The sequence below is a fragment of the Aminobacter sp. SR38 genome (genome assembly GCF_014843375.1).
Classification (GTDB): Bacteria; Pseudomonadota; Alphaproteobacteria; order Rhizobiales; family Rhizobiaceae; genus Aminobacter; species Aminobacter ciceronei.
Genome location: NZ_CP062112.1, coordinates 2457487 through 2478646, shown reverse-complemented (window position 1 = coordinate 2478646; position 21160 = coordinate 2457487). Strand labels below are relative to the sequence as shown.

The following is a 21160-nucleotide window of genomic DNA, read 5'->3' as shown; positions in this document are numbered from 1 at the left end:
GTGCTTAGTCTGCTACCGATATGTTTATTTTCCGTACCAGTCGCTCGGCTTCCGGCCGGTCGAGATCGACCGAGAGCAGACCGTTCTTCAGATCGGCCGCAATCACCCGCATCCCGTCGGCCAGCACGAAGCAGCGTTGGAACTGTCGTGAGGCGATGCCGCGATGCAGGAACTCGCGCTCCTTGTCGTCGCTCTGTCGGCCACGCACGATGAGCTGATTCTCCTCGACGGTGACTTCGAGATCGTTTTCGGCGAAACCGGCGACCGCAAGCGTGATCCGCAGCCTCTCGCTCCGTTCATCGGCATCCCTGATGCGTTCGATGTTGTAGGGCGGGTAGCTGTCGCCCGACTTGGCAAGGCGCTCCAGCGTCTTTTCCATCGTGTCGAAGCCCAGGAGAAGCGGGCTTGAGAAGGGCGTCATACGGCTCATGTTACAGCTTGTCCTCCGAGAGCGACATAATGCGGAAAAACCCGGATGGCATTTTCCCGTCTGTTGTTGATATGGTCCGCGCCGTCGGCAACTTCAAGACTGCAAAAAACTGCCCAACAAGGAAAGAAAATGCCCGTACCGCGCAAGATAATCATCGACACTGACCCCGGTCAGGACGATGCCGTCGCCATTCTGCTGGCGCTGGGGAGCTCCGAGCTCGACATTCTGGGAATTACCGCTGTTGCCGGCAACGTGCCGCTCAAGCTGACCGAAAACAATGCCCGCAAGATCTGCGAGCTGGCAGGCCGTCCCGACATCAAGGTCTATTCCGGCGCCATCAGGCCGCTGATCCGCGAACTGGTCACCGCCGAGGAAGTGCACGGCAAGACCGGCCTGAACGGCCCCGATCTGCCCGAACCCACAATGAAGCTGCAGGAACAGCATGCCGTCGACTACCTCGTCGAGACGCTGATGCGCGAGGAAGCCGGCACCATCACTTTGTGTCCGCTCGGCCCGCTCACCAACGTCGCGCTCGCCCTCATCCGCGAACCCAGGATCGCCCCACGTATCAAGGAGATCGTCTTGATGGGCGGCGGCTTCTTCGAAGGCGGCAACGTCACCCCTGCCGCCGAGTTCAACATCTATGTCGATCCGCATGCGGCCGACGTGGTGTTCCGCTCGGGCGTGCCGATCGTCATGATGCCGCTCGACGTCACCCACAAGGCGCTGACCACGACCAAGCGCATCGACGCCTTCCGCAAGCTTGGCACCAAGGTCGGCCTTGCCACGGCGCAGATGCTTGAATTCTTCGAACGCTATGACGAAGGCAAATACGGCACCGACGGCGGCCCGCTGCATGACCCGTGCGTCATTGCTTACCTTATAAAGCCGGAGCTGTTCCAGGGCCGCCACTGCAATGTGACAGTGGAAACCTCCTCGGAGCTGACCATGGGCATGACCGTCATCGACTGGTGGGGAGTCACCAAGCGTCCGAAGAACGCCATGGTGATGCGCGACATCGACCATGACGGCTTCTTCGCGCTGCTCGTCGAGCGCCTCGGCCGGCTTTGAAGCCGCCAATGTTTGGATGAAGAAGGGGCGGCACATGGCCGCCCCTTTTTCATTGCCGATCTGGCGAAAGATCTACCGCGTCCGCGAAAACGCCAGCCAGACGCCGCCGCCGACAAGGAACGTGCCCGAGATGCGGGTCATCAGCTTGAGGCGTTTGGCCGACAGGAACTTGCCGGCGCGGCCTGCGGCAATCGCGTAGGCCGAATCCGACATCGCCGCGAAGACCATCGCTGTGACGCCCATGATGACGATCTGCTGGGCGTAGTTGGCGCTCGGGTCGATGAACTGCGGGATGAAGGCGCCGAAGAAGATCAACGTCTTGGGGTTGCTGATCGCAACCAGGAAGCCCTGCAGGAAAAAGCCGCCGCGCGGCCGCCTGGGCGTGCCGTCGGCGGCGACCTCGCCTCCCGAGCGGAACATCTGAATGCCGAGCCAGATCAGATAGGCGGCGCCCAAAAGCCGGACCCACTCGAACCAGTGCCCCATCGCCTCGATCATCTGGTTGAGGCCGATGCCGACGATGGCGATCATCATGGCGACGCCAATCTGCGTGCCGGCGGCGTTGGCGAGGCCGGCGCGCGTGCCATGCCTGATGCTGGACGCGATGATCAGCGTGACCGTCGGCCCCGGTATCAGCACGATGACGATGCAGGCGACGACATAGGCGGCGTAGAGTTCAAGCGACATGTTCCGTTCCTCCGGCGGTCGCCCGACACTAAGCACGCGAAGTTTTTGCGTGTCTAGTGGGCGGAACTCAACCCATGAGTGCTGTGTCCACCTCGGCGGCCAGCGGGATCGCCGGCTGGGCGCCTGGCTTCAGGCAAGCGAGCGATCCGGCGGCGGCGGCGCGACGGAGCGCGTCCTTGAGGTCGAGTCCCGCGGACAGGCCGGCAGCGAGATAACCGCAGAAGGTATCGCCGGCACCGACGGTGTCGACAGGGGTAATCTTTAGCGCCTCGACATGGATGAGCTCGTCGCCCCTTGCCGCCAGGACACCATCCCCGCCGAGCGTGACGATGACAGTGGCGCCGGTGCTGCGGGCGAATTCGCCCATCCGCTCCGGCCGTTCGCCCGCGGGCAGCGAAAGCGCCTCGGCGTAGAGGTCGAATTCGGTTTCATTGGCTATGACATAGTCGGCCTTGCCGACGAAGCTTGCCGCCTCGGCGCGGAAGGGGGCGGTGTTCAGTATGGTCACGGCGCCGGCACTGCGTGCCGCCTCAAGCGCCGCGTCGACGGTCGCAAGCGGGATCTCGTGCTGCAGGAGCACGATGTCGCCCTTCTTGAACTGTGCCTTGGCGAGATCGCCCGGCACCACCGAACCGTTGGCCCCCGGCACCACCGCGATCATGTTCTCACCGTCACCGCCGACAAGGATCAACGCGATGCCTGTGGCAGCCTGGATCTCGGCCACGCCGGAAAGGTCGACGCCGCCGCTTTTGAGGAAGGCGACGGCCTCGCCGGCGAAGGCATCCTTGCCGACCGCGCCGACCATGCGCACCTCAGCGCCCGCGCGTGCGGCGGCAAGCGCCTGGTTGGCGCCCTTGCCACCGGGCGCCGACTTGAAGTCGCCGCCGGGTACGGTCTCGCCCGGGCCGGGCAGGCGGCCGACGGTTGCGATGAGATCGAGGTTGATGGATCCGACAACGGTGATCACGGCAGTCTCCTGAAAAGTCAGCCGGAAACTACATTGTGTCGCGGTCGCTTGCCAGATGGTGCCTGGTCATTCGCAGCGGAAGACGACCTGGGCCTGGTAGGTGCCGGCCGGGAATATGCCGGTCGACTTGGTGGCTGTCAGGTTCACCGGGATGATCCTGGTTCCGTTTGACACCCGCGTGATCGTGCTGCCGCCATAAGTCACACTATCCACCGTGTAGGTGGAGGCGAAGGTCACGTTGGCATCGCCGCCGCTTGGCGCCGAGAGGAAGTTGACCGGGGCGGGCGCCGACAGGCCGTAGCAGTCGAGCAGGTTCAGCAGCGAGCACAAGAGGGAGCTGGTTGTCACTGTCACCGAGGCGGCCGAGCCCCCGGCCTGGCTGGAGCCGAAGACATCGATCGTCGGATTGGGCGACAGCGTGCCCGTTGTCTGGACGTTGATGGTGCAGGTGCCGATGATCGCCGCCTGCGCAGGCGCAGCGGTGAGCCAGAGGCTCAAGATCCCCAGGACAGAAGCGCCGGCGCGCATGGTCACTGCCCCGTCTGTTTTGGTGGCGGCGTCTTGCCATCGGTCCAGCCGCTGTCTGCCCAGCCCGCCTTGGAATGCTGCACCGAGCCGGTGACATCGCCTCCGCCGGGTGCACCCAGCCCCATCTTGAGCAGCTTCAGCTCCATCTGCAGCCGCGCCACTTCGAGCTCATAAAGTTTGGAGCAGTCGAGCCGTTTCGGCGTGCGCCCGATCGGGATGACGACGCGGCCATAAGTGGCGATGTCGTTGTTCTCGCGGTTGTTGCCCTGGATCACGCCGACATCGAGATAGGCGCCGCTGCCCGATACGGCCGAACGGCAGGTCGTGCCATCCGCGGCGCGCACCTCGTCCTGGCCTTGCGGCAATGTCACGCCCGGCAAGGAGAAGCCGCTCTGGTTCTGGTTGAGATTGTAGACGTCCTCTGCCCAGGACGCGCAAGGCGTCAATGCGGCGAGGCTCGTGAGCGTCAGAAACGCCGCTGTCCGAGGAATTTTCCGCATATTTGAGCCTTGATCTGCGTCTGTTCATTTGGAAATGGCACACTTTCCGTACATATACGCACTTTACGCTCATTGTTGCCGTCGAACGGCACGACCACGAGGACCGGTCGTGACGCCTCTGCCCCCAGCATGAAACTGTCGGGCGCTATCTTGGCGTCGACCGGCTGGAAGTTCTGGTCGTAGACCCGGACATCTATCCGGATCTTCTTGTTGTAGGGGTTGGATGGAAACACCCGCACAGCGAAGGCATCGGTGAAACTCGTCACTTCGCCGCGCATCGGCGACATAGACTGTGCGGACGCGGGGCTGGCCGCCAGACCCATTCCGAGAAATGGAATTGCCAGACTGCGTAACATCAAGCTCTCCCTGTCTTTCCTGTCTGCGCAGGCGTTACTGACATGTGACCGTGACGGTGGCCGAATAGTTGCCGGCGGCGAAGATGTCGGAGCCGGTCTTGGTGCCGGTGAGGTGGACGGTGACGGTGTCGACGCCGGGCGTCGACAGGTTGGAGGAGGCCCCTGTTTCCGCAACCGTATGGGCACCTGCCACCGAATAGGTCGGCGCCCAGGTGATCGGGGTGACATCGGCCGGCGGCACGGTGATTGCAGTTGGCGCGCCAATGCTGATCGCGACATTGCCCGTTGTGGTGGCCGTGATAGTGCCGGCCACGCCGCCGGCATTGTGCGAGCTCAACGATTGCAGGTCTGGGCTCACCGTCATCGTGCCGCTGCCGTTGGTGACGACCAGCGTGCAGATTGCCGCGACAGTGCCGTTGAAGGTGACGTTGCCGGTGGCCGCGAGCGCCGGCTGGGCAATAGAGCAAGCCGCCACGGCAAGACCTGCAGTGAGAATGCAGTATTTCATTCTGCTCTCCGGGACCGCGAAAAATGCATCTGTCCTGGAGGCGACGGTGATCCAGTATGGTTAATTTGATATTAACGCCAAACTCTGACCAAAAGTTCGTTTGTATGCATATAATTTATTCTACATGAATTCGAGATTTTCGACGCGGCGTCAATCCCGTTTGCTGTGTTGAATTAAAGTATATTTTATAAATTGTTTTATCGCAGCAAATTATTTGCTCGAATTGAGCGGCCATGCCGACAAGTATCTGTGCGTTACGGTTGAACCAGCCGTGAGGTGACTATGGTCCACAGCAGCAAGAATATGCTCATCGACTAAGCTTGGCGAGATTTTGCCGCAGTCTCTTTCAAACAATATGATCGATGGCTGATATAATCTCGCCATGGCGCGCAGCACAAGCATACGAGCTTATGCGGCGTCAGGCCCGCGGTTGACCCAACAGCAGCGGGCGCGAGTTAGCCAGGCTCACCCAACCAATGAAGATTGGCGGACCAGCTGATTAGATTGAGCTTGAAAAGCGTCGCCTGGAACTCGATACCTTCAAGGAGCCAAGACGAGAACACGATTTCGTCACCGCCGGAGGCGGGCCGTTATCATTTGCAGATCGGTGCTACTGCTTGGAGCCGCCACTGGGTAGCTTTGACGCTTCGATCAGGTCCGCCTGGCGGACGAGGCCTTCTGCGATTTTCCGTGCCTGGTGCGGCTTTATCAGAAGTTCCACACTCTCAGCCGTGGCCTCTCCACGACGAACCCGCTCAATATGCTCCTGGGAGGTCACATACTCAAGACGAACAATAAGGTTCCCCGGCTCCAGCGCGTTGATATGCACGTTGATCAGGTTCGGTGTGTTGGTCGTGTTTTCAAATTTTGCAGGCATGGGCGTTCCTTCCGAATCTGCGGATCATGCCGCTCCACCAACCAATAGTCCATCAGCCGCCTCAACGCACTTCTCGCCAATGAGTGCGATCGACCGTGGTCAGAGATGAAACCCGAAGCCGGCGCAATGGGCAGGTCTTTCCCTCCGGATCATCATCGTATAGAATAAAAAGTCAATAAATTCAAATATTTGATCGATAGCGTCAGGAAAATTGAAGCATGCGACCGCGCCATCTGCTGCTCGCCCTGAGCATTGTTCTGATCTGGGGCGTCAACTTCGCCATCATCAAAATCGGCCTCAAGCAGGTGTCGCCGCTGGCCCTCGGCGTCGCCCGCTTCTTCCTGGCTGCCTTCCCATGGGTCTTCTTCATCAAGCGCCCGAACGTGCCGCTGTCGATGATCGCTACCTATGGCCTGCTGATCTTTGCGTTGCAGTTCGGCTTGCTGTTCACGGGGATGAAGATCGGCATGAGTGCGGGGCTGTCGTCGCTGATCCTGCAGTTGCAGGTGTTCTTCACCGTCGGCCTGTCGATGATCCTGCTCGGCGAGCGGCCGACACCCTGGCAGTTGGCCGGCGCTGCGCTGGCGTTTAGCGGCGTCGGGCTGGTTGGGCTGCACGTCGGTGGTGACGTGACCATGGTCGGATTGTTGCTGCTGATCGCAGCGGCTGCAGCCTGGGGCGGCGGCAACGTCGTTTCCAAGCAGATTTCGCAGCGTGCCGCCACGGCACCCAACGTGCTCGGCCTCGTCGTCTGGGGCAGCCTCTTCGCCTTGCCGCCGCTGCTGGTCGTGGCATTGGTCCTCGACCCCGAGCATTTCGTCAGCAGCTTCACCGGGCTCGACTGGGCGTCGGTCGGCTCGATCGCCTATATCGTCTATCTCTCCACGCTGTTCGGCTTTGCGGCCTGGAGCGGGCTTCTGGCGCGCTATCCGGTTTCGACCGTTGCTCCCTTCACCTTGCTGGTGCCGGTGTTCGGTTTCCTCGGTTCGGCGGTGCTGCTGGGCGAGCCGCTGCAGGACTGGAAGCTGGTGGCTTCCAGTCTTGTCATTGCCGGACTGTGCATCAACCTGTTCGGGCCACGGCTGTTTTCGCGTCCGCAGCGGTCAGTTGCCCCGCCTCCCAGCCCAGAATAGCCCGCTTGCGTGTCAGGCCCCAGTGATAGCCAGTCAGCGCGCCGGACTTTCCGAGCGCCCGGTGGCAGGGCACGACGAACGACAGCGGGTTGGCGCCGACCGCCGCACCCACCGCCCGGCTTGCCTTGGGCGAGCCAACTTCCGAGGCGATCGCAGAATAGCTGCAGGCCCGACCCATCGGGATCTTGAGCAGCGCCTCCCACACCCGCACCTGGAAGTCGGAGCCGATCATGACCACGCGCAAGGGCTGATCCTGGCGCCAGCGCGTCGGGTCGAAGATGTGTGCGGCATAAGGGGCCGTTGCACTCATGTCCTCGACATAGGTGGCGTTCGGCCAGCGGCCGGACATGTCGGCGAAGGCGGAGCGCTCTTCGCCGGCGTCGTTGAAGGACAGGCCGGCGAGGCCGCGGTCGGTGACCATGACAAGCGCCACGCCGAAGGGCGAGATGTGAAAGCCGTAGCGGATGGTGAGCCCGGCGCCGCGTGTCTTGTAGTCACCCGGCGACATCGCCTCATGGGTGACGAACAGGTCGTGCAGGCGGCCCGGCCCCGACATGCCGACCTCGAATGAGGTTTCGAGCAGCGGCAGGCCGTCGTCGAGCAGCTTGCGGGCGTGGTCGAGCGTCACCGCCTGCAGGAAGGCTTTCGGCGACAGGCCGGCCCAACGGCTGAACAGCTTCTGCAAGCTTGTCGGTGTCTCGCCGACCTCGGCGGCCAGTGTATCGAGCGACGGCTGGTCGCGGTAGTCGAGGCTGATCTTTTCGATCACCCGGCGCACAGTCTCATACTCCGAACCGGTCGGCGTGATGTCGTGCTGCAGCGTGGCGACAGGTTTCATTTGCGTCTGGGCGTTCATGGCTTGATCTCCTTGGACGCCAATGTCGCGTTGGCTGTGGGTATTTCCCACCCGATTCCTGCTCATCTGCTCCTTGCGGTTGCAAGAGCCCGCGAAAAAGCCGTGGCAAAGCTCTCGCGGTCATCGGGGTTGAGGAAACTTCCGATCGCCACGCTGTTGTCACGCGTCTCAACCGCCATGCCGGTGATGCCGATCTCGTCATGACGGGAAACTGCGAATCGCGCCCAGAACGGATTGAAATGGTATTGCTCCGACTTGCCCGACGGGGCGGTCTTGAGGATGTCGAGGCTGGTGCGGGAGACGCTGACCTCCTCTCGGGCGCGCGCGGCGCGATAATTGAGGCGGAAGGCGACATAAAGAGCTACGACGTCGAGGCCGAGGAAGCCGAAGATCGGCCAGGCACCGTGGCTGAGAAATATGGCGCCGGTGACCATGCAGCCAAAGGTCAGCGTACCCATCAAGATCATGAATCCGGTGTGCCCGAGCGAGCGGTGCGGCAGAAGCAACGCTTTGAAGAATGGCTCGTCGGCGGCAAAAGTGGCGTTTGTCTCGCTCATGCCTGACAATTATAGAGGGGCGATGAAAAACCCCAAGCCCAAAGATAAGGCCAAGGCCCTGCCGAAAGGCCGCACGTCCGGTGCCGCAGCCAATCCACGCGCCACGCGCCGCCGTTCACTCTATTCGGCGGCCGAAGTGCGCGAGATCTTCCGCCGCTTTTCGGTCCAGCGGCCGGAGCCGAAGGGCGAGCTCGAACACGTCAACGCGTTCACGCTTTTGGTTGCGGTGGTGCTGTCGGCGCAGGCGACCGACGCCGGCGTCAACAAGGCGACGCGCGCGCTGTTTGCCATCGCCGACACGCCCGAGAAGATGCTGGCACTGGGGGAGGAAATCGTGGGCCAGCACATCCGCACCATCGGTCTGTGGCGCAACAAGGCCAAGAACGTGATCGCCCTGTCCGAGGTGCTGATCCGTGATCATGGTGGTGCGGTGCCCGACGACCGCGACCAGCTCGTCGAGCTGCCCGGCGTTGGCCGCAAGACCGCCAATGTCGTGCTCAACATGGCCTTCGGCCAACACACCATGGCCGTAGACACCCACATATTGCGCATCGGCAACCGCATCGGTCTGGCACCTGGCAAGACGCCCGAGCAGGTCGAAGATACGCTGGTCAGGATCATCCCTGACGAGTTCATGCGCCATGCCCATCACTGGCTGATCCTGCATGGCCGTTATGTCTGCAAGGCACGCAAGCCCGACTGCTGGCGTTGCGTCATCGCCGATATCTGCAAGTCGCCTGAAAAGTCGACCAGCGAACCGGCGCCGCTGGTGCCTCTCGACGACATCGACCCGATCGAGGTCGCCGAAGCCGAAGTGGCGGCTCAGTAGCCGCGCGCCATCGCCGCCGCAAATATCGGGATCAGCGTGAACACGGCGATCTCGGCCTTGAGGAAGTTGCGCACCCTGGCAATCTCGGCATGCGGGACGACATAAGCCTCGCCACCGCCGGCGCCACGCCAGCGCGCGATACGGATCGTCGGTGCGATCGACAGCAGGCCTACGGCCGCGAACGCCACCATCTTGGCCCAGAAGGTCGGGTTGTAGATATAGAACTCCCAGCCCTTCAGCCCGAAATAGACACGCGACGCGCCGATGAGCACCAGCAGTGCTGCAAGTCCACCATAGACCGCGTCGATGCGTCCGAGCAGTGCGAGATTGCGCCGGCCGAGCCCGGGGCGAACCAATATCACCTCGGCAGCGAGCACGCCCGCAAGGGAGAATGCCAGGAGGTGGTGAATGATGGTCAGCATAAGGTCAGTCATCAGTGCCTCGTGATGCGACTCGACCGCGGCACCTTAGCAACGGACGTAGGGCAAGCATATGACGAGGCAGATGTCAGCAAATGTCAGCTGTCTGTCACTTGTCGAATTGACGAAGAGACTGAGGAAATACACGTTTCAACCATGGCGCTGACACGACAGATCAATCCGATGCCCGACTGGATCCGCAACGAGCTCGTCTCGCGTGGCTTGGTCGGCGCCTATGAGGGGCGGCCAGACTACCAGCGCAATGATTATCTTGGCTGGATCGATCGCGCCAAGCTGGCGACGACCCGCCGCAAGCGGCTCGACCAGATGCTGGATGAGCTCGATCGTGGCGACGTCTATATGCGGATGGCCTGGCACGGTTAGAGCATGGTTCCGAAAGCAGGGACGGTTTCGGATAAGACCCCACGAGGAAGCCCGGGCCGTTCCATTTCTCGGACTAGGACAGGTTGGCCACTGGCGGACAGCGTCACTGGGTTCTGGCCTGCTGTTCTGCCGGCCATCTGTGCTAGACCCGCTGCCATTGTCCATGGAGATCGACGATGGCCGCCTTTTCCCTTGCCGACATTCCCGTCATCGAGACCGAGCGAACGGTGCTGCGGCCGCATCGGCTTGAAGACTTCGATGCCTATGCCGGGATGTGGGCCGATCCGGTCGTCACGCGCTTCATCGCCAAGCCGCGCACACGCGAGGAAAGCTGGCAGCGTTTCCTGCGTCATGCCGGTTCATGGTCGCTGATCGGCTACGGTTTCTGGGCGATCGAGGAAAAGGCGACGGGCCGCTTCATCGGCGAAGCGGGTTTCCACGATCTCAAGCGTGACATCACGCCTTCGATAGAAGGTATCCCTGAGGCCGGCTGGGGTTTTGTCGCTGACATTCACGGCAAGGGCATCGCCAGCGAGACGGTCGCGGCCTTCGTGCGCTGGGCCGACAGCCGCTTTGCCGGCCCTACCGTCTGCATCATCGATCCGGCAAACGGTGCGTCGTTGCGGGTCGCCGAGAAGAACGGCTACCGCGAGACCGGCCGGACCACCTATCACGGTGAGCCGACCATCCTGCTAGAGCGGAGAGGCTCGGTTGGGTCAGCCGCCCACGGCGGTTGAGGTGACCGGCTTGGCGCCGCCTATGCGTTCCCAGCTTCGGCCGTTGCCCTGAGCCTGGCGCGCGAAATAATTGTAGGGCGTGCTGGACCAGTCGCGGACCGAACTGGTCAGGTTGTCCAGGATCAGGTCGCCCTCGTTGGTGCGCACCGTCAGCACCGTGTGGCCCTGGCCGCGGTAGCGCGCCACCGTCAAAAGCAACGCCGAACCGGGCCAGCCGCGCTTCAGCAATTCGCGCTTCTTCAGGATCGCGAAATCCTCGCAATCGCCTGATGAAACCGGCACGCGCCAGTCATCGCCGATATCGTTGCGTTCCTTGATGCGCGAATTGACGGCGCGGTTGATCTGCTTGAGCTCGGACTTGAGGTCGGCGTGCAAGGCAACAACCTTGCTGCCGCCGGATGTGCTGCACAGGCCCGGCTCACGGCCGCAGAACGAGGCGAATGCGGGCGGCGCAAAAGCCTTACCCTTGGTCTCCATGGTCGTTCCGGCCTGGGCAGCAAGCGTACAGGCAAACGACGCCGATAGCGCGATCAGCGCGACGATACTTTTCACAGTGGTAGTCCCCGATGCGTAGAAAAAGGATGACGTGTGTCGGTTAATGAGCGGTTGCTAAAATGACGATTGGTCGCAAACGAGGCAGCGCCCCTAACAAATTGTAAACCGAACACATAAGAGTTGAGACATTGTCCCACCGGCCGGTCGCAGGGGCGGCGAACCGAGGCTCTCGGCGGGACGTTCCCCGATGAAAAAACTGCAACTCAGCCTGTCGAGGCGTTGACATCGCTTCAGCCGTTTTGCAGAGTGAAACCGGTTTCACTTTTGGGGAACATGCCGCTTGAAGTTCGACCTGTCGATCCTCGCCAAGCATATCCCCTTCCTGCTGGAAGGGGCGTGGCTGACGTTGCAGGCGTGCACGCTTGCCGTCCTCGGCTCGCTGGTGCTGGGTCTCGTCGTCGGCGCAATGCGCACCTCGGCCTCGCCGCTGCTCAATCGGGTGGCTGCCGTCTATATCGACATTTTCCGCAACATCCCGTTCATCGTGCAGCTGTTCTTCTTCTATTTCGGCCTGCCCGAGATCGGCATCTACATCGACGCCTTCACCACCGGCGTCGTCGCGCTGTCGATCGCCGGCGGCGCCTTCACCTCTGACGTCATCCGCTCGGGCATCCTGGCAATCGACCCGGGCGTCATCGAGGCAGCGCAGGTCAGCGGCCTGAGGAAGATCACAATCTTCCGCAAGATCATTCTGCCGATTGCCCTGCGCGCCTCGGTGAGACCTTTGGGCTCGGTCTTCATCAACCTGATCCTGACTTCGTCGATCCTGTCGACGATCACGCTCAACGAACTGACCGGCTCGGCCAAGATCGTCGCATCGAACACCTTCCGTCCGTTCGAGGTCTATTTTGTCCTGCTCGTCGCCTACGCCGCGCTGACCTATGCCGTCTCGATCCTGATCGGCATGCTGCACCGCTACCTCAACCGTCACCAGGAAGAGGGAGCCGTCTGATGCGCTACGGGGATTTCACGCCGTTCGACATCATTCTGCTGCTGCAGGGTCTTGGCGTTTCGCTGGCCTTGTTCGTCTCGACCACGCTGATCGGCCTCGTCATCGGCACCGCATGGGCGGTGGTCCGCTTCTACCGCGTGCCGGTGCTGATGCAGCTCGTCACCTTCGTTGCCGAGCTGCTCAAGAATTCGCCTGTCCTGGTGCAGCTGTTCCTGGTGTTCTTTGGCCTGCCGGCGTTCCTCAAGATCAACGTCACGCCGACCGAAGCCGCCGTCATCACGCTCTCGGGCAACAGTGCCGCCTTCATCTACGTCATCGCCGTTTCGGCCATCGAGTCGGTCGGTCGCGACCAGATCGAGGCCGCGCGGGTCTTCGGCCTGACGCGCTGGCAGATCCTGCGCCGGGTGATCGCGCCGCAGGCGACAGCCTTTGCCATCGGGCCGCTGACCGGCCTTCTGGTCAACCAGTTGCAAGTCACCTCGCTGATCTCGGTCATCGGCGTGATGGATCTGACCAAGGTCGGCAACATTCTCAACCTGCGCACGCTGAAGCCGTTCATCGTCTGGACCGCCGTAGGCCTGCTCTATTACCTCACCGCCAAGCTGGTGACCTATGCCGGCGCGCGCTTCGAGAAGCGGCTTCGCGCCCATACCGCCTGGAAGGGTCTGTAAATGATCAGCATCACCGGCCTGCGCAAATCCTTCGGCGCCGCCACCGTCCTCAACGGCATCGACCTCGAGATCCGCCAGGGCGAGGTCGTCTCGGTGCTCGGCTCGTCCGGCTCGGGCAAGTCGACGCTGATCCGCTGCATCAACGGCCTGGAGAAGATCGACGCCGGCAAGATCACTGTCGACAATTTTGACGTCTCCAAGCCGCGCGAGCTTGCCGAGGCGCGCAAGCGTTCGGGTACCGTGTTCCAGCTGTTCAATCTTTATCCGCACATGACTGCGGTGCAGAACGTGGCACTTGCCCCGGTCGAGGTGCTGAAGGTGCCGCGCAAGCAGGCCGAGGCAGAGGCGCGCGAGCTGTTGAATTCAGTCGGGCTTTCCGAGCGTGCCGACGCCTATCCTTCCCAACTGTCAGGCGGCCAGCGTCAGCGCGTCGGCATCTGCCGGGCGCTGGCGATGAAGCCGAGCTATCTTCTGCTCGACGAGGTCACCAGCGCGCTCGACCCCGAGATGACGTCGGAGGTGCTGTCGATCCTGGCCAATCTCGCCAAGGGCGGCACGACGATGGTCTTCGTCACCCACGAGATCGCGTTTGCGCGCTCCATTTCGTCGCGCATTGCTTTCCTCGACAAGGGCCAGCTCATCGCCGACCTGCCGACCGAAGATTTCTTCTCCGCCACGGGCATGGCCCTGCCGCGCGTGGCCCAGTTCCTCTCCAAGATGCGTAAAGACTGAAATGATCCTGCTTGCCAATTCCGAGGCCTGGCCCGGCTTCTCCAAGAGCGTCGAACTTCTGAAGGCTGGCCGCCACGGCATCGATGCCATGGTTGCCGGCATCAGCGAGGTCGAGCGCGAGGTCAAGGTCCGTTCGGTCGGCTTCGGCGGCTGGCCGAACATGCTCGGCCGCATGGAGTTCGACGCCGGCGTCATGGACGGCACGACGCGCGAAGTGGGCTCGGTCGGTGCGGTGCCCGACACCATCCCGGTGGCAGCGCTCGCCCATGAGGTGATGAAGAGGCTGCCGCACGTCATGCTGACCGGCGACGGCGCCCGCCGCTTCGCCACCGAGATCGGCTTCGGCGTCGACGAAACGCTCTACGAAGACAGCAAGCGTGTCTGGTGGCAGCGGCTCGAAAAGGAACTGTCGCCGGAGGAGCTGGCGAAGTTCCCCGACATCGCGCTCGCGCCGCTCAGCCGCACCATCACCGACCCCGAACGGGTACGCGACACCACAGTATTCCTGTCCAAGGACAGCCTTGGCGGGCTCAATGTCGTGACCTCGACGTCGGGCTGGGCGTGGAAATATCCCGGCCGTCTCGGCGACTCGCCGATCCCAGGCGCCGGCTTCTACGCCGACAGCCGTTTCGGCGCCGCCGCTTGCACCCATACCGGCGAGATGACCATGCGCTGCGGCACCGCGCGCACCATCGTGCTCGCCATGCGCCTCGGTCATTCGCTGGAGCAGGCCATAGCCCTTGCCATCGACGAGCTGCGCGAGCTGAAGGACGGCTTCTTGGCCGGCGTCGTCATCCACGCGCTCGACGCCAAGGGCAACCACAAGGTCGTCAGCCTGAATTGCGAAGAGCAGATCAAATACTGGTTCTGGGACACCGATTTGCCCGAACCGGAACATCGCTTCGCCGAACCGTTCACATCCTAACAACCCGAGGGAGAGGGAATATGAAGAACCTGATCACGAAACTCGCCGGCATGGCCCTGGCCGTGGGCCTTGCGGCCACCGGTGCTGCCCAGGCCGGCAAGATCGATGAGATCCGCGAGCGCGGCACCGTGCGCATCGGCGTGTCGCTTGGCGGCGAGCCGATCGGCTTCCGCGACGCCCAGAACAACCCGGTCGGCTATGACGTCGACGTTGCCACCCAGCTCGCCGAGAAGCTCGGCGTGCCGGTCGAATTCGTCGACGTGTCGGGCGACGCCCGCATCTCGATGCTGGTGTCGGGCCAGATCGACATCGCGGTTGCCAACACCTCGGCGACGCTCGAGCGCGCCAAATCGGTGGATTTCTCGATCCCTTACAACCGCGCCGGCCTGCGCATCATCGTCCAGAAGGACGCCGGCATCACCTCGCTGGAAGGCCTCGCCGGTAAGAAGATCGTCGTCGGCCGCGGCTCGACCGGCGAGACCTTTATCAAGAATGCGGCACCCCAGGCAGAGCTCGTTTATACCGACAACTTCTCGCCGGAAGGCGTGCTGCTGCTGCAGCAGAAGCGGGTCGACGCGGCCATCGAGGACTCCTCGCTGCTCGACTATCTCGCCACCAAGAACGAGAACCTGGTGACGCTGCCCGGCCTGCACTCCAACGACCCGATCGGCATCGCTGTCGCCAAGGGCGACGAGGGCTTCGTCCGCTGGATCGACATGTTCGTCTCCGACTACATCCAGAGCGGCGCTTATGAGACCAACTACAAGAAGTGGTGGGGCGAAACAGCTAACCCGCCGGCACTGACCCCGCTCTGGTAAGACAGGGCTGAGGCAGCGGGCAGGCGGGAAGCCTGCCCGTTTTGCATTCAGGACGTTGCCCTTGCCACGAAGAAGGTCGGCACCGTCACCTCGGCATGGCCGTTGCCAAACTGCTCCGGCGTCGCCAGGAAGCGCAGGATTTCGCCGACATAGGTCTTCTTGTCATAACCGATCGACGAGATCGGGTAGGCCTCGAAATCGGTCAGCGACAGATTGTCGAAGCCATAGAGGCGGAAGCGCTCTGGCCTGTTGCCGGGAAAGGCATCGCGGTGGACGTCCATGATGCCCATGGCCATCGCATCCGAGGTGCAGAACACCGCGTCGGTCGTTGGCCATTCAGGCGACAGCGCGACGTGGCGGCCGCTCTGGTAGGAGTAGTCACCGCGCAGTTCGGCAACCAGCCTTATGCCGCGCTTGGCCATCTCGGCCTTGTAGTTGGCGATGCGCTGCTGCTCGACCGGCGAGGACACGCGGCCGGTGACAAGCGCTGCGGTCGCAACACCCTTGCCCGCGGCATCGGCGACGGCACCGGCTATGCCGGTTGCCTCGTCGGGCACGACTGAAGGGGACGAGCCGTCATGCATGCCGTTGAGCATCAGAACGTCGTCGCTGCGGAACATCTTGCGCACGCTTGCGGCGTCGGCGAAGTCGGAAAACACCAGTGCGGCATCGACATGGTAGGCAACGCCGTTGCGCAGGAATTCCTCGATGCGCTCGACCGAGCCGACGCGCAGGAAGATCACCTGCTTGCCGATCGACTGGATGTCGCTGATCAGGAGATCGAACAGGTCGAGGTCGGAGAAGTCGTGGATGTGGTTGACGATGACGGCGATCAGGTTGACCGTCTTGGTGGTCAGGCTGCGCGCCAGAAGATTGGGCTTGAAGCCGAGCTTGTCTGCTGCTTCAAGCACACGCGCGCGCTTGTCGGCGGAGACGGGTCGGCTTTCGCTCGACAGCGCCCGCGAGGCGATCGCGCGCGACACGCCGGCCAGCTCGGCGACATCGGCGATGGTCGGCGAGGTGCGTCGTTTGCGCGAACTGTCCATAAGTGCCTTTGCGAGTTGTCGTCTTGAATTCGGGCGCCTTGGCCAGACGTCCCGCAGCATTCATCCATCCGGGAACTGATTTCATGCTTACCTGCTTCGACATTGGCGGTTCAACGATAAAAAGCGCGCGTGCGCGCTCGGCCGGTGAAATCGAGATCATCGACCGAGTGAAGACACCGCTCGACGACTTCGCCGCCTTCGCCGCAATCATCGCCGATCGGGTCGCGCTGGATCGCGGCGCAACACGGGGCGTTGCCATTTCGATCGCCGGCGTCGTCGACCCGGCCTCCGGCAGCCTGAAATGCGCCAACATCCCTTGCGTCGACGGCCGCATCATCGCCGCCGATCTCGAGGCTGAGATCGGCCTGCCGGTGTGGATCGCCAACGATGCTGACTGTTTTGCCATGGCGGAAGCGACTGAAGGGGCAGGGCGCGGCCATCGCAATGTCTTCGGCATCATCCTTGGAACCGGCGTCGGCGGCGGCCTGGTCATCGACGGGCGCTTGGTCACCGGTGCTGGCGGTTACGCCGGCGAATGGGGCCACGGCCAGGCGCTTGCCACAAGGGTCGGCACGCCGCCGGTCGACATCCCGCATTTCGCCTGCGGCTGCGGCCAGGTCGGCTGCGTCGACACCATTGGCGGGGCGCGCGGGGTCGAGAAGCTGCATCATTTCCTGTGCGGTGACGCGCTGTCGAGCACCGAGGTCATCGACCGCTGGCGCGAAGGGGAGCCGAAGGCGCGCCGCACCATGGGCATCTATCTCGAGCTCGTCGGCGTTCCGCTGGCGCTGACCATGAACATCATCGGATCGTCAATCGTTCCCGTTGGTGGCGGCCTGTCCAACGTGCCCGAGCTGATCGAGGCGCTCGACAACCAGGTGCGCAGCCGCACGCTGCGGCGTGCGCAGGGACCACTGGTGGTCAAGGCCGCCTTGACCACCGAACCGGGCCTCATCGGCGCCGCAGCCGTCGGTTTCCAGGAGCTCGCCAATGTCTGAGAAAATCCGTCTCGAAGTCTGCGTCGACAGCCCGCAAAGCCTGGCTGCGGCGATTGAAGGCGGTGCCGACCGCATCGAATTGTGCGCGGCGCTCGAAACCGGCGGCCTCACGCCGTCGCCCGGCCTGATGGCGCTTGCCGCCCAGGCGCCGATCCCGGTCTATGCAATGATCCGCACCCGCCCCGGTGCCTTCGTCTTTGACGATGCGGATGTTGTTACCCTGCTGGCCGACATCGACGCGGTGCGTGCCGCCGGGCTGGCGGGTGTCGTGCTCGGCGCCAACAGGCCGGACGGTTCGCTGGACCACGAGTTACTTACGCGCCTGGCCGGCCAGGCCAAGGGGCTCGGCATGACGCTGCATCGCGCCTTCGACCTTGCCGGGCCTGACTTCAGCGAGGCGGTCGAGCTCGCCGTCGCTCTCGGTTTCGAGCGCATCCTGACCTCGGGCGGCGAAGCCACGGCATTGAAGGGGCTCGACGCGCTGGCTAGGTGCTTCGACCATGCGCAAGGCCGCATCGTCATCATGCCGGGATCCGGCGTCAATCTCGACACTGTCGGCGCGATCAAGGCGCGGCTGCCGCTGCGCGAAATCCACTCGTCCTGCTCGGTGGCATCAGACGCACCCGCCGACAAGGCGCTGGAACTCGGCTTTGTCGCGCTCCGGCCAAAGCACACCGACACAGGCGTCGTGCGCAGGATGAAGGCGGCACTGGCGTAGGGTAGGCTCAGGCCTTCTCGCCCAATTCCTTGGACGAGACCTCGTAGAGTACCTTGTCGGTCTGGGCATCGACACCGACAAGGCTGACCTCATGGCCCCAGAGCCGCTGGATGTAGCGTATCGTCTCGTTGCGCGTCTCCTCGACCAGCGTCGCGCCATTGTGCACTGTGTGCTTGATGCGCAGCTTGCGGTCGCCCTTGAGGTCGGCATCCACTGCCTGGATGTCGGGCTGGGTCATGCCGACATCGTAGCTGTTGGCGAGGCTCGAACGCACGCGTTCGTAACCGCGCTCGTCGTGGATCGCCGTCACCTCGTAATAGGGGTCCGACGATTCTTCCTGCAGCGAAAACAGCCGCATGTCGCGGATCAGCGCCGGGCTCAGGAACTGCCGGATGAAAGATTCGTCGCGGTGCGTCGCCCAGGCGTCGAGCAGTGTGCCGCACCAGTCGCCATTACCGGCGAAGTCGGGGAACCAGTCGCGGTCTTCCGCCGTCGGTTCGGTGCAGATGCGCTGGATGTCGCGCATCATGTTGAAGCCCAGCGTATAGGGATTGAGCCCACCATAGCGCGGGTCGTCGAAATGCGGCTGGAACACGACGTTGGAATGGTTCTGCAGCACCTCCAGCATGGTGCCTTCGCTGATCTGGCCCTTGTCATAGAGGCTGTTCATGATTGTGTAGTGGACAAAGGTGGCGCAGCCCTCGTTCATCACCTTGGTTTGCCGCTGCGGGTAGAAATACTGCGCGATGACCCGGACGATGCGCAGAATCTCGCGTTGCCAGGGCTTGAGCACCGGGCTGTTTTTCTCCAGGAAGTAGAGCAGGTTCTCCTCGGGATACTCGATTGCCGACTGCCGTTCCGACATGTCGGTCTGGACCTCGCGCGGGGCTTCTGCCTCGGCCGCTTGCGGCAGGGTGCGCCACAGGTCGCTGAAGGTGCGCTCTTCGTGCTCCAGCCGCTCTCGAATGCGTGCCCGCTCGCGCTCGACCGACAGGCGCGGACGGCGGCGGTAGCGGAACACGGCCTGCGGCATCAGCGCGTGCGCTGCATCCAGCACGGCCTCGACGGCAGCCGGGCTGTAGCGTTCCTCGCAACGCGCGATGAAGCTCTTGGCAAACTCCATATAAGGGAGGATTGCGCCAGCGTCGGTCCATTGCTGGAACAGGTAATTGTTCTTGAAGAAGTGATTATGCCCGAACGACGCATGCGCGATGACCAGCGTCTGCAGCGCCATGGTGTTTTCTTCCATGAGATAGGTGATGCAGGGATTGGAGTTGATCACCAGCTCATAGGCGAGTCCCATCCGCCCCTTGCGATAAAGGTTGGACTCGTGGACGAAATGTTTGCCGAAGGACCAGTGCTGGTACATCAGCGGCATGCCGATCGAAGAATAGGCGTCGAGCATCTGCTCGGACGAGATCACCTCGATCTGGTTGGGGTAGAAGTCGAGGCGAAGCTCGTTGACCGCGATCTCGCGGATCGCGTCATAGGCGCGCGACAGGTCGTCAAAGTTCCAGTCGGAACTGGTGAACAGCAGCGGCAATTGTTTCGAACGTTTTTCCAACTTGCATCCTCATCCGCGTTTGGCCGGGGCTGGCGCCTTGGCGAACAACTCGTGAAAGACGGGATAGATGTCGGACGGCTTGGCAATGCGTGTCATCTCGAAGTTCGGCCATTCGGCGCTGACTTCGCGGTAGGCATTCCACAATGACGTGCCGTTGTCGGCGTGGCGGAACATCTCGCTTTCGCGCTCGTCGATGATCTCGACATAGGCGTAGTACTGGCAGAGCCGCATCAGCGTGCTGTCGAGGATCGACACGCACTTTTCTGAATCGTTGGGGATGTTGTCGCCGTCGGATGCCTGGGCGGCGTAGATGTTCCACTCCTTGGCCGGATAGCGCTCACGGATGACGCGCAGCATCTCGTCGAGGGCGGTGGAAACGACGGTGCCGCCGCTCTGGGTGCTGTAGAAAAAGGTATCCTCGTCGACCTCCGATGCCTCATGGGTGTGACGGATGAAGACGATGTCGGTCTTGGCGTAACGCCGCTTGAGAAACAGGTGCAACAAGACGAAGAAGCGCTTGGCAAGGTCCTTCTCGCGCTCGCCCATCGAGCCCGAGACGTCCATCAGGCAGAACATGACGGCATTGGCATTGGGCACCGGCTGCGGCTCGAACCGGTTGAAGCGGATGTCGATGGGGTCGATGTAGGGGATCAGCTTTCGCCGCCGCGCGAGTGTTGCAAGCTCCTCGCGCAAGGCCGCGATGCGTTGCAGAATGGCGGCGCTTGGCCGCCTCTCACCCTCCAGCTTGGCGAGCTCCGCCGCGACCGCGTCGATCTCGGCCTGCCGCGGCCGCCGCAGCGCGATGCGCCGGCCGAAGCTGTTGAACATGGTGCGCCCGACACTGATGCTCGTCGGGTTGCCGCTCATCGTGAAACCTGCCCGGCGCGGCCGGAATGTCACCACTTCCTTGAGGTTGAGCTTGACCAAATCGGGCAGTTCGAGGTCCTCGAAGAACAGGTCGAGCACTTCCTCACGCGACAGCACGAAATTGAAATCGTCCTCGCCGTCGCCCGAGGACGATGGGTCCGACCCCTTGCCGCCGCCGGCGGCTGGGCGCGGGATGCGGTCGCCGGTGCCAAACGTCTTGTTGCCGGGAAGGACCTCCTCTCGGCGGCCCGAATGTGGTGCGCGTTGAAAGGTCGGCTCCCCGATCCCCTTGCGCGGGATCGGGATGACCTGGTCTTCCCCCACCGCGTCGATCTTTCCGGACCTGACCCGCTCGTTGATCGCCCGTTTCAACTCGTCCCGGGCGCGCCTCAGAAAACGCTGCCTGTTGCCAAGGCTCTTGTCCTTGGGATTGAGGCGCCGATCGATAAAGTTCGGCATTTCGGTCCCCGCTCGC

At 62.8% G+C, this 21160-nt stretch carries 27 protein-coding genes; 12 read left to right on the top strand and 15 right to left on the bottom strand.

What is annotated here, in order from left to right; genetic code table 11:
• Positions 1-4: 4 nt before the first annotated feature.
• Positions 5-430 carry an Hsp20 family protein gene (locus IG197_RS12175; protein ID WP_154384569.1) on the bottom strand — a complete coding sequence of 142 codons (426 nt, stop codon included), beginning with the start codon at positions 428-430 and terminating at the stop codon, positions 5-7.
• 129 nt (positions 431-559) lie between these two features.
• Between IG197_RS12175 and IG197_RS12170 the strand changes: the two genes are divergently transcribed.
• Complete coding sequence (locus IG197_RS12170; protein ID WP_192319071.1) at positions 560-1501, top strand: nucleoside hydrolase; 942 nt, start codon at positions 560-562, stop codon at positions 1499-1501.
• Positions 1502-1573: 72 nt separating this feature from the next.
• On the opposite strand, the gene IG197_RS12165 is transcribed toward IG197_RS12170, so the two are convergent.
• The 7 genes from IG197_RS12165 to IG197_RS12135 form a co-directional block, all read right to left on the bottom strand.
• Complete coding sequence (locus IG197_RS12165) at positions 1574-2188, bottom strand: LysE family translocator (protein WP_192319068.1); 615 nt, start codon at positions 2186-2188, stop codon at positions 1574-1576.
• Between the two features lie 67 nt (positions 2189-2255).
• Entirely contained in the window at positions 2256-3155 is a 900-nt protein-coding gene (locus tag IG197_RS12160) for a ribokinase (protein WP_067954849.1), read from the bottom strand.
• A gap of 66 nt (positions 3156-3221) precedes the next feature.
• Positions 3222-3653, bottom strand: coding sequence for a hypothetical protein (locus tag IG197_RS12155; RefSeq protein ID WP_246765365.1), 432 nt, complete (start codon positions 3651-3653; stop codon positions 3222-3224).
• 32 nt (positions 3654-3685) lie between these two features.
• The gene (locus IG197_RS12150) at positions 3686-4183 is read right to left on the bottom strand and encodes a hypothetical protein (RefSeq protein ID WP_067954846.1); all 498 of its coding nucleotides are present in this window, start codon (positions 4181-4183) and stop codon (positions 3686-3688) included.
• Positions 4150-4539, bottom strand: a complete 390-nt coding sequence (locus IG197_RS12145; protein WP_067954844.1) for a hypothetical protein — start codon at positions 4537-4539, stop codon at positions 4150-4152. Before IG197_RS12145 ends, IG197_RS12150 begins: the two co-directional genes overlap by 34 nt.
• Positions 4540-4573: 34 nt before the next feature.
• Complete coding sequence (locus IG197_RS12140; protein WP_067954842.1) at positions 4574-5047, bottom strand: hypothetical protein; 474 nt, start codon at positions 5045-5047, stop codon at positions 4574-4576.
• A gap of 610 nt (positions 5048-5657) precedes the next feature.
• The gene (locus IG197_RS12135) at positions 5658-5924 is read right to left on the bottom strand and encodes a hypothetical protein (RefSeq protein ID WP_192319066.1); all 267 of its coding nucleotides are present in this window, start codon (positions 5922-5924) and stop codon (positions 5658-5660) included.
• Between the two features lie 218 nt (positions 5925-6142).
• On the opposite strand from IG197_RS12135, the gene IG197_RS12130 reads away from it, so the two are divergent.
• Entirely contained in the window at positions 6143-7057 is a 915-nt protein-coding gene (locus tag IG197_RS12130; RefSeq protein ID WP_192319063.1) for an EamA family transporter, read from the top strand.
• Here IG197_RS12130 and IG197_RS12125 read toward each other — a convergent pair.
• The gene (locus IG197_RS12125) at positions 6987-7913 is read right to left on the bottom strand and encodes a methylated-DNA--[protein]-cysteine S-methyltransferase (protein ID WP_192319060.1); all 927 of its coding nucleotides are present in this window, start codon (positions 7911-7913) and stop codon (positions 6987-6989) included. The genes IG197_RS12130 and IG197_RS12125 overlap by 71 nt on opposite strands.
• A 62-nt stretch (positions 7914-7975) precedes the next feature.
• Positions 7976-8470 (bottom strand): DUF2244 domain-containing protein, encoded by a 495-nt coding sequence (locus tag IG197_RS12120; RefSeq protein WP_192319057.1) that lies wholly within the window; start codon positions 8468-8470, stop codon positions 7976-7978.
• A gap of 22 nt (positions 8471-8492) precedes the next feature.
• Between IG197_RS12120 and nth the strand changes: the two genes are divergently transcribed.
• The gene (gene nth / locus IG197_RS12115) at positions 8493-9299 is read left to right on the top strand and encodes an endonuclease III (RefSeq protein ID WP_192319054.1); all 807 of its coding nucleotides are present in this window, start codon (positions 8493-8495) and stop codon (positions 9297-9299) included.
• Here nth and IG197_RS12110 read toward each other — a convergent pair.
• Positions 9293-9733 (bottom strand): DUF2214 family protein, encoded by a 441-nt coding sequence (locus IG197_RS12110; protein ID WP_192319052.1) that lies wholly within the window; start codon positions 9731-9733, stop codon positions 9293-9295. The two genes, nth and IG197_RS12110, sit on opposite strands and share 7 nt — an antisense overlap.
• Before the next feature lie 141 nt (positions 9734-9874).
• Between IG197_RS12110 and IG197_RS12105 the strand changes: the two genes are divergently transcribed.
• Together IG197_RS12105 and IG197_RS12100 are read left to right on the top strand one after the other, a co-directional pair.
• The gene (locus IG197_RS12105) at positions 9875-10102 is read left to right on the top strand and encodes a YdeI/OmpD-associated family protein (RefSeq protein ID WP_067954828.1); all 228 of its coding nucleotides are present in this window, start codon (positions 9875-9877) and stop codon (positions 10100-10102) included.
• A gap of 176 nt (positions 10103-10278) precedes the next feature.
• The gene (locus IG197_RS12100; protein ID WP_192319049.1) at positions 10279-10839 is read left to right on the top strand and encodes a GNAT family N-acetyltransferase; all 561 of its coding nucleotides are present in this window, start codon (positions 10279-10281) and stop codon (positions 10837-10839) included.
• Here the strand turns inward: IG197_RS12100 and IG197_RS12095 are convergent.
• Entirely contained in the window at positions 10819-11391 is a 573-nt protein-coding gene (locus IG197_RS12095) for a transglutaminase-like cysteine peptidase (protein ID WP_067954824.1), read from the bottom strand. The two genes, IG197_RS12100 and IG197_RS12095, sit on opposite strands and share 21 nt — an antisense overlap.
• 283 nt (positions 11392-11674) lie before the next feature.
• Between IG197_RS12095 and IG197_RS12090 the strand changes: the two genes are divergently transcribed.
• From IG197_RS12090 to IG197_RS12070, 5 genes are read left to right on the top strand one after another with little or no spacing between them, the layout of a single operon-like run.
• Positions 11675-12346 (top strand): amino acid ABC transporter permease, encoded by a 672-nt coding sequence (locus IG197_RS12090; RefSeq protein ID WP_192319046.1) that lies wholly within the window; start codon positions 11675-11677, stop codon positions 12344-12346.
• Entirely contained in the window at positions 12346-13017 is a 672-nt protein-coding gene (locus IG197_RS12085; RefSeq protein WP_067954820.1) for an amino acid ABC transporter permease, read from the top strand. The genes IG197_RS12090 and IG197_RS12085 overlap by 1 nt, the downstream gene beginning before the upstream one ends.
• Positions 13018-13749, top strand: a complete 732-nt coding sequence (locus tag IG197_RS12080) for an amino acid ABC transporter ATP-binding protein (RefSeq protein WP_192319044.1) — start codon at positions 13018-13020, stop codon at positions 13747-13749. It begins immediately after the preceding gene.
• 1 nt (position 13750) lies between these two features.
• Positions 13751-14674: an isoaspartyl peptidase/L-asparaginase gene (locus IG197_RS12075; protein ID WP_067954815.1), complete on the top strand. Its 924-nt coding sequence runs from the start codon at positions 13751-13753 to the stop codon at positions 14672-14674.
• A 20-nt stretch (positions 14675-14694) separates the two neighbouring features.
• Positions 14695-15492, top strand: coding sequence for a transporter substrate-binding domain-containing protein (locus tag IG197_RS12070; protein ID WP_192319041.1), 798 nt, complete (start codon positions 14695-14697; stop codon positions 15490-15492).
• 47 nt (positions 15493-15539) lie between these two features.
• On the opposite strand, the gene IG197_RS12065 is transcribed toward IG197_RS12070, so the two are convergent.
• Entirely contained in the window at positions 15540-16538 is a 999-nt protein-coding gene (locus tag IG197_RS12065) for a LacI family DNA-binding transcriptional regulator (RefSeq protein WP_192319038.1), read from the bottom strand.
• An 83-nt stretch (positions 16539-16621) separates the two neighbouring features.
• On the opposite strand from IG197_RS12065, the gene IG197_RS12060 reads away from it, so the two are divergent.
• Both IG197_RS12060 and IG197_RS12055 read left to right on the top strand, forming a co-directional pair.
• Entirely contained in the window at positions 16622-17536 is a 915-nt protein-coding gene (locus tag IG197_RS12060; protein WP_192319035.1) for an ROK family protein, read from the top strand.
• Positions 17529-18254 (top strand): copper homeostasis protein CutC, encoded by a 726-nt coding sequence (locus IG197_RS12055; protein WP_192319032.1) that lies wholly within the window; start codon positions 17529-17531, stop codon positions 18252-18254. Before IG197_RS12060 ends, IG197_RS12055 begins: the two co-directional genes overlap by 8 nt.
• A gap of 7 nt (positions 18255-18261) precedes the next feature.
• Here the strand turns inward: IG197_RS12055 and IG197_RS12050 are convergent, their stop codons facing one another.
• Together IG197_RS12050 and IG197_RS12045 are read right to left on the bottom strand one after the other, a co-directional pair.
• Positions 18262-19818, bottom strand: a complete 1557-nt coding sequence (locus tag IG197_RS12050; protein WP_192319029.1) for a SpoVR family protein — start codon at positions 19816-19818, stop codon at positions 18262-18264.
• 9 nt (positions 19819-19827) lie between these two features.
• On the bottom strand, positions 19828-21144 hold the full coding sequence (locus IG197_RS12045) for a YeaH/YhbH family protein (RefSeq protein ID WP_192319027.1): 1317 nt from the start codon (positions 21142-21144) through the stop codon (positions 19828-19830).
• Positions 21145-21160: the final 16 nt, after the last annotated feature.

Coding starts and splice junctions, on each gene's coding strand:
- IG197_RS12075 (WP_067954815.1), top strand. CDS start 13,751: ATGATCCTGCTTGCCAATTCCGAGGCCTGGCCCGGCTTCTCCAAGAGC.
- IG197_RS12135 (WP_192319066.1), bottom strand. CDS start 5,924: ATGCCTGCAAAATTTGAAAACACGACCAACACACCGAACCTGATCAAC.
- IG197_RS12055 (WP_192319032.1), top strand. CDS start 17,529: ATGTCTGAGAAAATCCGTCTCGAAGTCTGCGTCGACAGCCCGCAAAGC.
- IG197_RS12100 (WP_192319049.1), top strand. CDS start 10,279: ATGGCCGCCTTTTCCCTTGCCGACATTCCCGTCATCGAGACCGAGCGA.
- IG197_RS12110 (WP_192319052.1), bottom strand. CDS start 9,733: ATGACTGACCTTATGCTGACCATCATTCACCACCTCCTGGCATTCTCC.
- IG197_RS12140 (WP_067954842.1), bottom strand. CDS start 5,047: ATGAAATACTGCATTCTCACTGCAGGTCTTGCCGTGGCGGCTTGCTCT.
- IG197_RS12145 (WP_067954844.1), bottom strand. CDS start 4,539: ATGTTACGCAGTCTGGCAATTCCATTTCTCGGAATGGGTCTGGCGGCC.
- IG197_RS12045 (WP_192319027.1), bottom strand. CDS start 21,144: ATGCCGAACTTTATCGATCGGCGCCTCAATCCCAAGGACAAGAGCCTT.
- IG197_RS12125 (WP_192319060.1), bottom strand. CDS start 7,913: ATGAACGCCCAGACGCAAATGAAACCTGTCGCCACGCTGCAGCACGAC.
- IG197_RS12060 (WP_192319035.1), top strand. CDS start 16,622: ATGCTTACCTGCTTCGACATTGGCGGTTCAACGATAAAAAGCGCGCGT.
- nth (WP_192319054.1), top strand. CDS start 8,493: ATGAAAAACCCCAAGCCCAAAGATAAGGCCAAGGCCCTGCCGAAAGGC.
- IG197_RS12065 (WP_192319038.1), bottom strand. CDS start 16,538: ATGGACAGTTCGCGCAAACGACGCACCTCGCCGACCATCGCCGATGTC.
- IG197_RS12170 (WP_192319071.1), top strand. CDS start 560: ATGCCCGTACCGCGCAAGATAATCATCGACACTGACCCCGGTCAGGAC.
- IG197_RS12130 (WP_192319063.1), top strand. CDS start 6,143: ATGCGACCGCGCCATCTGCTGCTCGCCCTGAGCATTGTTCTGATCTGG.
- IG197_RS12120 (WP_192319057.1), bottom strand. CDS start 8,470: ATGAGCGAGACAAACGCCACTTTTGCCGCCGACGAGCCATTCTTCAAA.
- IG197_RS12085 (WP_067954820.1), top strand. CDS start 12,346: ATGCGCTACGGGGATTTCACGCCGTTCGACATCATTCTGCTGCTGCAG.
- IG197_RS12150 (WP_067954846.1), bottom strand. CDS start 4,183: ATGCGGAAAATTCCTCGGACAGCGGCGTTTCTGACGCTCACGAGCCTC.
- IG197_RS12175 (WP_154384569.1), bottom strand. CDS start 430: ATGAGCCGTATGACGCCCTTCTCAAGCCCGCTTCTCCTGGGCTTCGAC.
- IG197_RS12165 (WP_192319068.1), bottom strand. CDS start 2,188: ATGTCGCTTGAACTCTACGCCGCCTATGTCGTCGCCTGCATCGTCATC.
- IG197_RS12070 (WP_192319041.1), top strand. CDS start 14,695: ATGAAGAACCTGATCACGAAACTCGCCGGCATGGCCCTGGCCGTGGGC.
- IG197_RS12080 (WP_192319044.1), top strand. CDS start 13,018: ATGATCAGCATCACCGGCCTGCGCAAATCCTTCGGCGCCGCCACCGTC.
- IG197_RS12105 (WP_067954828.1), top strand. CDS start 9,875: ATGGCGCTGACACGACAGATCAATCCGATGCCCGACTGGATCCGCAAC.